The organism is Oleiphilus sp. HI0123 (assembly GCF_001635315.1).
The window spans coordinates 1-2920 of the sequence record NZ_LWGE01001358.1 but is presented as its reverse complement, the minus strand read 5'-3'; the positions used below and the strand labels follow the sequence as shown (position 1 = coordinate 2920).

Sequence of the window (2920 nt, the reverse complement as noted above, 5' to 3'; positions counted from 1 at the left end):
GCAAGAGGAAGGAGAATACGATAGAGAATACAAGCAAATCTCTCCCTATTTACCGAGAGCTAATCAATCTAAAGCTAACTTGTTCAATGTCACAGCTAAAGAAAAGGTTGGACAGTTTTATCTAAAACATGGCCAATATGAAAAGGCTGATCGATATTTGAGCCCAGCATTTGACTTCATTAGTAACTTTTTTGTTCAAAGTGCTAATGCAAATAATGGATTTTCCCAGGTGGTAACTGCGTTATCTGCTATGGGGAATGCATCCAGTAAAAAGGATTCCAATGAGAATTTGGGGTTAGCGCTTGGTGTGGTCAAGCAGAAACTTGGCAAGATAGATGAGCTAGAGCATGTTTTTGCAGCGGCGCATGAAATAAGTTGTGATATTTCAACAAGGGTTGACCCTAAAGCTCATGATGTTCCAGAAGAAGGTGTGTTCGCCGGATGTATGCGCACGCTTTATCACTATGCAAACCTTTTTGCAGCGAGTGGTAAACATGGGATAGCTAAAGAGCTTTATCTAAAAGCCCTTAAACTTCAGAAAAAGACGACGATTTTTAGGCTTCTCGCTTTTTCGGTGGATGAAAAGAAAGATCGTGATTATCTACAGTGGGTTAAAGGCTTAACGAACGCAGCTTTTCAACACGCTGTTCACTCGAAAGTATATTCCCACTCAGAAATCACAGAGCTTTATTTGCATCTTTCAAATCTGAAGGGGCAGTTACTCTCGATTGACTCTGAAATACTAAAGAAAGCTCGTAAATCTTCTAATCCAGATATACAAAATAAGTACCATGAATTTGCTAAAATAAGCGATGAATTTGACGAGCTAGTTTTATCTGGTGCGCGTACTGACTTAGAGGCATACAATAGATTAATGCTTAAAAAAGCAGAGGCCAGATTAAAGCTCAAACGAACTTTTGCATTTAATCATCCTGAACTATTCGAAACTAAGAATATTGATCAATTCCTTGGCGCAATGAGCCCTGACGATGTGTTTATCGACATAGTTAAATTGCACTCTTTTAACTACGAATCTCTTTCATTCGAAGGGGAGACTTATATAGCAGTTGTAGCAGAAACCTCTGGTCAATTGGAGATGGTAAATTTGGGGGATGCAGTTAATATCGATGATGCTGTAGGCACTTATCATGCAACTATTAACAACTCGCTGGCCAAAGGGCTTGAACCGCAAAAACTCGATTTAGATAAAACGCTGGAGAGCATATACGATCTTACATTATCAAAGTTAGATAATTTGGTTGAAGGAAAATCGACTTTATTAGTTAATGCTGATGGCGCTTTTCATTCAATGCCATTATCTATTCTAAGAAAGAATAATCGTTACTTGCTAGAAGACTACAAAGTTGTGTATGTGCAGTCTCGTAGTATTGATAACAAACAAAAAGTTCGATTGCCTGAAAGCTTTGTTGTGGTAACGGATCCTGATTATAACTCGCCATCTGCTACCCAGTCCTTTTCAACGAGAGCAATTCAAACCATCGCCCGCGAAGTTCAGCAGTTTTCAGCACTACCTGAAACAAAACATGAAGGTGAAGAAATATCTAGAGTCTTACGAGGCAAGTCTTCAATAATATCGCTCACAGGCAAAGAAGCTTCAGAAGCTAACTTACGTAAAGTGTTAGCAGATGACAAGGGTCTTAAGGCGCTCCATATTGCAAGTCACGGCTTTTTCTTACCTGCTGATAATAATATTCCGCCTGCTGCTTTTGTAAATAAATTAAATAAAACAATCTCAACAACTTATATCAAGAAAGATAACCCTATGCTTCGTTCGGGTATTGCATTAGCTGGTGCTAATGATGAAACATCTAAAAGCAGTGGCGCTGGCTTATTGACAGCGAGTCAATTCAGCACGATGGATTTGGATGATGTATATCTTGCTGTGCTCTCTGCCTGTAATACAGGATCCGGTGACATTCAATCTGGTGAAGGGGTGTTTGGGCTTCAGCGAGGCTTGCTAATGGCTGGTGTTGATAATCTAGTACTGAGTTCCTGGTCTATACCAAGCGATGAAACTGTCTTATTGATGGGGCGATTCTACGAGCATTTAGTGGCAGGGCAAGATGTCAGCGATGCTCTGAGAACAGCTCAGCTTGATATGTTAAAAGTGAACAGTAATCCATTCTTTTGGGGAGCATTTACGAGTCTAACTACAGAAATCGTAAACTAGTTATTTCATACAGGTAACAGCGGCTCGACATAATAGAGAGCCGCTTTTTGTTCTTCTAAAATCAGTTGTCCTCCTACTGTCCCTAACGAAATTGATCCTCAAATCGTAATCTAGTTTCAAGCGTTACGAGAGACGCTTTACAAATTAAATTACTTTTTGAGGATATGAAAATGACAACTGAAATTATAACTGCACTTATTACACTACTTACCGTTGCCACCTTTACTGTCTGGTACAAGGTATATAAGGAAATTACAAATCCCGCGATAAGAGAACATGAATCACCAACCAATCGTGTAACGAAAATTGCTTGTCGCCCTGAATTTGATCTCCAGCGTAAGCTAGTTAACATTCAGACTCAAATCAAAAAAGAACTATCTACACCTGAAATTAGCAAACATATAAAGAAAGCTAACACTAACGAAATGAGGAACGATAAGTTCCGTTGGATAGATTTGCCTTACCTAAAGTTCGACTGTTTAGATGCACCTGATATGAGCACTTATAGCCAGTTTGCATCAATTAAAGATTTTGGAAGCGAAGACGTAAAAGAAGAAAGTGTACAAGAAAGGTTTTTGCCTAACTTTAAATATGATTTAGCTGAAATATCGATTGACTCAAAAACATTTTGCTGGAGTAAGGCGTTCGTAAAGCCCGATGCAGTGTTCTATGACAAGGATAAGGATGAGTACATTGTCGTCGAGTATAAGAGCAGAGAATTTTACACAC

Annotated in this window: 2 protein-coding genes; both read left to right on the top strand. The window is 39.0% G+C overall.

Annotated features, from left to right (window positions below; translation table 11 throughout):
* Positions 1-2191, top strand: a 2191-nt coding sequence (locus tag A3761_RS17020; RefSeq protein ID WP_156491913.1) for a CHAT domain-containing protein, incomplete at its 5' end; no start/stop codon positions are given.
* A 170-nt stretch (positions 2192-2361) separates the two neighbouring features.
* A partial coding sequence (locus tag A3761_RS17015; RefSeq protein ID WP_156491912.1) for a hypothetical protein occupies positions 2362-2920 on the top strand: 559 nt, incomplete at its 3' end.